This window comes from Candidatus Ruminimicrobium bovinum (genome assembly GCF_902760015.1).
Classification (GTDB): Bacteria; Elusimicrobiota; Endomicrobiia; order Endomicrobiales; family Endomicrobiaceae; genus Ruminimicrobium; species Ruminimicrobium bovinum.
This window is the reverse complement of record NZ_CACWEU010000185.1, coordinates 1-6595: the sequence shown is the minus strand read 5'-3', so window position 1 is coordinate 6595 and position 6595 is coordinate 1. Positions and strand designations below refer to the sequence as shown.

Sequence of the window (6595 nt, the reverse complement as noted above, 5' to 3'; positions counted from 1 at the left end):
AGTTCTGTTATCTTCTTTACTTTGCGCCAGGAAATGATTTTCCGGAATTAATTTTGCTATTTCCGGGTCTGCCATTGCCTGTTCAATTGTTAAATCCTTTTCCCTTATTTGTGTGTCGATAGGTGTTAAATCAACACTCGTATTAACCAAACAAAATTCAAGAAGTGCCGTTTTACCTATAAGTTCTTTTGCCCTTGCAGGATCTTTAATACCCGGCAACTGAACCACTATCCATTTATCACCTTGTTTTGCGATTAAAGGTTCCGCAACACCGAACTGATCGATACGGTTTCTGATAACTTCAACCGCTCTGTCAACGGCATCTTTAATACTTACGGTTTCATCCAATTTTGAAGAATCCACCTCCAATAAAAGATGAGTTCCGCCTCTTAAATCCAACCCTAAATTTAATGTTTTTGTAATAATAGGGTCTTTTTCTCTTTCTGCTTTTACTTTTTCTTCTTCCGTCATTTGCGACCATTCAAACGTGGGATATAAAAAATATCCGGAAAGAATAATCAACAAAGCTGTTACGATGAATCTAAAACCAAGTTTGTTCATTAGAGTAATTTCCTTTCATTTATTATTAATTCAAACTTACAATTCAAATATTTTGCCGCCTCTCTGCACATTGTCATTCTGTCCATAAAAATTTCAAAGTATTCTATAACCTGTGAAATTTTCGTATCAATATTCAAATGCAAAGATATTGTTTTTTTCTTTTTATTTACATCCAAAAAAGACCTGTCAACAGCATAATTAACCCTGTCGTGAATATCAAAAGAACCTGCATTGGCATTTCTAACCCTTGTTTTATGAACGTCGGATTTATCAGCCAATATTAAAGCTGCCGCTACGGGGTTAACCGGTTCGCCTATATTTTCTTCATGGTTGCCTACTGCCGAAACAACCAAAGCAACTTCATCTGGCGTAAAACCGATATATCTTAAAATATGCATTGAAATTAAACCTGCCGACTGCCCGTGCGACTGTCTGTTGACAACATTACCTATATCATGGACATACCCGGCAATTGCGGCAAGTTCCTGTAATCTTTTAGGATAATCCAAAGACCTTAAAATATTTTCGGCAACGGATGAAACAAGACTTACATGCCTGTAACCGTGTTCGGTATAACCTATTGCACCCAAATAATCGTTTGCCGCCTGAATAAAACTGTCAAACATTTCATTTTTCTTTACATCTTTCAATGTAACATTTGATAGTTTTAATTCTTTTATGTTCATTTATTTTTTTATTATTTCCGGTGTAACCGCATCATTTTTATTCTGCGGCAATATTACACTTGCTATTGTTGATTTTACTATTTTTACACGAACATTATCGTTAATTTTTGCCTCAACAACATCGGCATTAACCGAAACTACCGTTGCATATAAACCGCCGGAAGTTATTATTTTATCATCTTTTTTTAAAGCATCCAACATTTTTTGATGTTCTTTTCTTTGTTTTTGTTGAGGACGAACCAAAAACAAATAAAAAAACACAAATATTATAAGCAGCGGCATTAAACCGCCGAATGCACCGCCTGCACCTGCCGGGGCACCGTCGGCAAATACATTACCGCTTAATAAACAAAGCGAAAATAAAACCGTATAAAATTTTAACATAACAACCTCGTTTTAACTACAGCTGATAAGCTGAGTAACTGAAAAGTTTAAAATTTAACAACAATAACAAATTACAAACAAATTTTTAACTACTTGGATTCCCGACAAAAGCATTCGGGAATGACACCTTTTTTCTATACTTCCATACATCTATACATCCATTCTTCAAAAATTGCTTCAGCAATTTTTATAGTATTTTTCAAAGAAAGCTTTTTTGGCTTCATAAAAATTATCGTTTTCTATAGCTTTTCTAATAATATCCGTTAATTTTAGCATAAAATTTACGTTATGTAAAGACAGCAAAGTAAGTGCCAATATTTCCTGACTTCTAAACAAATGGTTAATATATGCCTTTGTATATCCTTTGCAAGCCTGGCAATCACATTCGGGGTCCAACGGTTCGAATTTATCTTTATATTCCCCGTTTTTTATATTTATTTTTCCGTAAGTTGTAAATGCCTGTCCGTTTCTGCCGTTTCTTGTAGGAATAACACAGTCGAACATATCTATTCCCCGTTCAATGCAATTCCAAATATCTTCCGGCATTCCCACGCCCATTAAATACCTTGCTTTGTTTTCCGGTAAATAAGGTGCCGTATTTTCAACAACTTTTATCATTTCTTCTTTTGATTCTCCGACCGAAACTCCGCCTATGGCATAACCGACAAAATCGATATCCTGCATACGCATGGCACTTTCTTTTCTTAAATCGTCATAAACGGAACCCTGCACTATACCGAAAAGGGCTTGAGTTTTGTAACTGTCATCTTTATAAAATTCTTCTTTACATCTTTTTGCCCAGTTCAAACTCATAAGCATTGAATTTTTTGCATAAGAATGAGTTGCGGGATACGGTGTACATTCATCAAAACACATAATAATATCGGCGCCTATTGCCTTTTGTATCTGCATTGAAATTTCAGGCGATATAAAATGCTTTGAACCGTCTATATGTGACTTAAACCAAACACCTTCTTCTTTTATTTTTCTGAAATCGTTTAAACTGAAAACCTGAAAACCGCCGGAATCGGTAAGCATGGGCTTGTTCCACGAATTGAACTTTTGTATTCCGCCCGCTTTTTTTATTATTTCAAGCCCCGGTCTTAAATAAATATGGTATGAATTTGCCAAAATTATTTGCGCCGTAGTTTGTTTTAATTGTTCGGTAGAAATTGATTTTACCGCACCGAGCGTTCCGACAGGCATAAAAACAGGTGTATTTATAACACCCCTTGTAGTGTATAATTTACCTGTTCTTGCACAACATTGTGAAGATTTTTTTAACAGTTCAAAATTTCCGCATTGCATTATAAAAACCTGTATCCGTTTATAAAAAGTAAAAAATTGCAACCTAAAACTTTAGCCGCTTTGCTGCAATAAACCGTTCTTGTAGTAAATATTTCAAAATATTCCATAATGGAACAAATATCGGTATCTATTTCCAAATTTAAAGCAATTTCCTTTTTAGCATAAGAAACCTTTATTTCCGTATTTTTACAAGCCGCAATTACTTTAGAATGCACATCTTTGTATTCTTTTTTTGTTCCTCTTAACCTTTGGCAGCGAACATCACTTTTATCGCCCAAAACAACTGCTGCGGCAATAGCGGTAGGCGGCAACATTTGCTTTTCTTCGTGGCTGCCTACAGCACCGAAAATTTCAAACAAATCACTGTTATATCGTTCCTCTTTTATATCCAAACTGCTTAAAATATGCGTTACAATCATTGCGGAACTTTGCGCATGATTTTTTTTTGAAACCAAATTACCTATATCGTGTAAGAAACCGGAAATTTTTGCAAGTTCCTGAACTCTTTTTGTATATTTCAATTTTTTTAAAATAAATGCCGCTCTTTCCGCGGTAAACAAAGCATGCTCGACATTATGTTCTTTATATCCCATCTTTTCAAACATATAGTCAGAATATTTTATGTAGGTTAATATTTCTTTATTTTTTTTTATGGTATCAAAATTTAATAACATATTTTACATTTTATCGGGAGCAGAAACACCGAGTAAATTTAAACCTTTTGAAATAATTATTGAAACGGCTTTTATAAGCTGAATTCTTGCTTTTTCCAAATTTTTATCTTCACATAAAACTCTGCATTTTTCATAAAAGCCATGGTAAATATCCGCCGTTTCCATTAAGTATGTGGTTAAATGATGAGGACTTTTTGTTTTATCACATATAAGTAACACATCTTCAAAAGAAATAAGTTTTTTTATCAAATCACGTTCCTGTTTTGTAGAAAGCAACGATAAATCGGCATCGGAAGAATCTTCTTTATATTCTTTTAAAATAGACTGACACCTTGCATTAACATATTGAACGTAAAATACCGGGTTTTCGCTTGTCTGTTTTTTTGCAAGTTCCAAATCAAATTCAAGTTGAGAATCCGGAGCCCTTAACAAAAAGAAAAATCTGCATGCATCGGTTCCAACTTCATCAAGAACATCTTTTAAAGTTATAAATTGTCCGCTTCTTGTTGACATTGCCACGGGCTGTCCGTTACGAACAAGAGAAACAAGTTGATATAAAATAACTTTTAATGCTTCTTTTTTCTGCCCCAACATTTGAATTGCAGCCATAATTCTTGCAACATAACCGTGATGGTCGGCACCCCATAAATTTATAACTTCCGCGAATTTTCTTTCGTATTTATTCTTATGGTATGCTACATCGGATGCCAAGTATGTGTACCTGCCGTCGGTTCTCCTTAAAACTCTGTCTTTGTCGTCGCCGTAAAGAGTGGATTTAAGCCACAATGCACCATCCTGTTCGAAAGCATAACTTTTTTCTTTTAAATACTCACAAACTTTATCAACTTCGGTTTTACCGTCTGCATCTTTATCGAAAGCTATTTTTGATTCAGAAAACCAACTGTCAAATTCCACACGAAACTGTTGTAAATCCTTTTCTATTGTTTTTAAAATTCTTGTATGTGCTTCTTTTTTAAAATCTATTTCATTTATGTTTTTACCTTCGGTTATTAAATCTTTGGCAATATCTTTAATATATTCTCCCTGATAACCTTCTTCCAAAAACGGAATATCTTCACCTTTTAATTGTCTGTATCTTATCTCGGCAGATTTTCCCAAAACATTCATTTGGTTACCTACATCATTAAGATAATATTCTTTTACAACATTGTAACCGAGATGTTTTAAAATTCTTGCCAAGCTGTCACCTATTGCAGCCCCCCTGCCGTGACCTATATGCAAAGGTCCCGTCGGATTTGCCGAAACAAATTCAACCATTATTTTTTCTTTTTTTATATTTTGTTGTTTTGCATAATCCTGTTTTTTATTAAGTATTTCATTTAATTGTTCATGCAAAAAAACATCCGTAAAATGTAAATTTATAAAACCGGCACCTGCAATTTCCGCCGTTTTTATAATATCTTCAAACTTTTTTAAAATTATTTCAATAATTTCGGTTGCCAAATTTCTCGGGTTGGTTTTTATTTTTTTTGCAAGGACCATTGCCGCATTTAATGCGAGGTCGGCATTAATATTTTTAGGCGGAACCTCAACAACAAAATTAACCTGTTCCGTTATTCCTTTTGTTTTTGCAAATTCATTTATTATATTTTTAAGTTCGTGTTCAAAATTAAATTTTAACATTTTGCTTTTCCTTATATTTAATCCTGTTATTATATCATTAAAAAATTTGCTCCGCAAATTTTTTAGGTTATCGGGTGATAACTACAGCTGAGGAGCTGAGGGCTGAGAGATGAGAATTTAACGACAACGGAAAAACTTTTAAAAATTTCTTTTGAAGCACGACTTGGAGCCGCTTATGAGTGCAGAAATTTTTAGAGTAAAGAACTATAAATTTTTTAAAGTTCTTTAGTGCGACACTGTTTGAAGATTTTTCCGTCTTCCTATAGTCGTTAGGAAAAATCAAGTTGTCGCACGGCTTTAAAAATTTCAAACGATTGGCGACACTGAGTGCAAAAAAGAGAATTTTTAAAAACAAAACGACATAGATTGCCACGACCGCTAAAGCGGTCTCGCAATGACATAACGGCGGCTGAGGGCTGAGCGTTGATTTTTGGTAAAAAAAATAATATAATTAACAGATTGTTAAAAACAAAATGGAAGGATGGCCGAGTTGGTTTATGGCACTAGTCTTGAAAACTAGCGTAGGGCTTCCCTACCGGGGGTTCGAATCCCTCTCCTTCCGTTTTTTTATTTTTATGATGCGGATAGTAAATCTTTTATCATGTCGGCTTGTGAAGTTTTTTCTTTCAACATATCACTTTCATCTAAGTTATCAAATACAAGTTTATTAATTTCTTTCTCCGATTTTGTTATATTGTGTTTTCTTTCAAAATTATTTATTATTTCTTTGTCATTATGTTCAGGATTTGAAAATTCAGCATTATATAATTCTTCCAGTAATATATTTTTTATTAAATCCGTATCATCAACTTTTATTTCTCCTTTTGAAAATACGGTCAAAAAATTAATACCGTCATTATTTTTTTGAATTTTATATTTTATAATTTCTCCGTCTCTGTATTGTAAAAGAAAATTGCCTTTTCTTTCTTTTTTAACAGGTTCATATTTTATATCAAGCACCATCAAATTTATATTATTATTTTCGGCCCATTTTTGTAATTGAGGTGTAAATTGCTCACGATTTATAATTAACTGTTGATTTTGTTTTTGCCTTTTACCGAAAAATATTTTCGGTATAACATTATTTATATTGTTTAAAAGAGAATAATCATTATCATAAGCCGGAACATCAATTTCTACGGTTTTTGCTTTTTGCAGTTCCGTTTCAAGTTCTTCTTCTATATCCAAGCGAACGGATGCAATTTTATTTAACAGTTCTTCTTTTTCTTTTGATGATATTTTATTTTTTTCAAAAACTTTTCCACTATAATTTTGCAATTCAAAATTCAAATTACGTTCCACATCTGTTTGAATTTCAACTTCGGCATAGTAAATATT

At 33.2% G+C, this 6595-nt stretch carries 7 protein-coding genes and 1 tRNA gene; 1 reads left to right on the top strand and 7 read right to left on the bottom strand.

Annotated elements, in window-relative coordinates; all coding sequences use genetic code 11:
- From secD to argS, 6 genes are all read right to left on the bottom strand, one after another.
- Nucleotides 1–561 (bottom strand): preprotein translocase subunit SecD (gene secD / locus ACMUOV_RS06275; protein ID WP_413854252.1); only part of this gene is annotated, 561 nt, incomplete at its 3' end.
- Nucleotides 561–1247, bottom strand: a complete 687-nt coding sequence (locus ACMUOV_RS06270; RefSeq protein ID WP_413854251.1) for an HD domain-containing protein — start codon at nucleotides 1245–1247, stop codon at nucleotides 561–563. The genes secD and ACMUOV_RS06270, both read right to left, overlap by 1 nt.
- Nucleotides 1248–1631 (bottom strand): preprotein translocase subunit YajC, encoded by a 384-nt coding sequence (gene yajC, locus ACMUOV_RS06265; protein WP_413854250.1) that lies wholly within the window; start codon nucleotides 1629–1631, stop codon nucleotides 1248–1250. It abuts the gene before it with no gap.
- A 177-nt stretch (nucleotides 1632–1808) separates the two neighbouring features.
- The gene (gene tgt, locus ACMUOV_RS06260) at nucleotides 1809–2939 is read right to left on the bottom strand and encodes a tRNA guanosine(34) transglycosylase Tgt (protein WP_413854249.1); all 1131 of its coding nucleotides are present in this window, start codon (nucleotides 2937–2939) and stop codon (nucleotides 1809–1811) included.
- A complete protein-coding gene (locus tag ACMUOV_RS06255; RefSeq protein WP_413854248.1) occupies nucleotides 2939–3613 on the bottom strand; it encodes an HD domain-containing protein in 675 nt (224 codons plus the stop codon). Before ACMUOV_RS06255 ends, tgt begins: the two co-directional genes overlap by 1 nt.
- 3 nt (nucleotides 3614–3616) lie before the next feature.
- Nucleotides 3617–5257 (bottom strand): arginine--tRNA ligase, encoded by a 1641-nt coding sequence (argS, locus tag ACMUOV_RS06250; protein WP_413854247.1) that lies wholly within the window; start codon nucleotides 5255–5257, stop codon nucleotides 3617–3619.
- A gap of 475 nt (nucleotides 5258–5732) precedes the next feature.
- Here argS and ACMUOV_RS06245 point away from each other — a divergent pair.
- Nucleotides 5733–5819 (top strand) — tRNA-Ser (locus ACMUOV_RS06245).
- A gap of 11 nt (nucleotides 5820–5830) precedes the next feature.
- Here the strand turns inward: ACMUOV_RS06245 and ACMUOV_RS06240 are convergent.
- Nucleotides 5831–6595: hypothetical protein (locus tag ACMUOV_RS06240; protein ID WP_413854246.1), on the bottom strand; the 765-nt coding region annotated here is incomplete at its 5' end.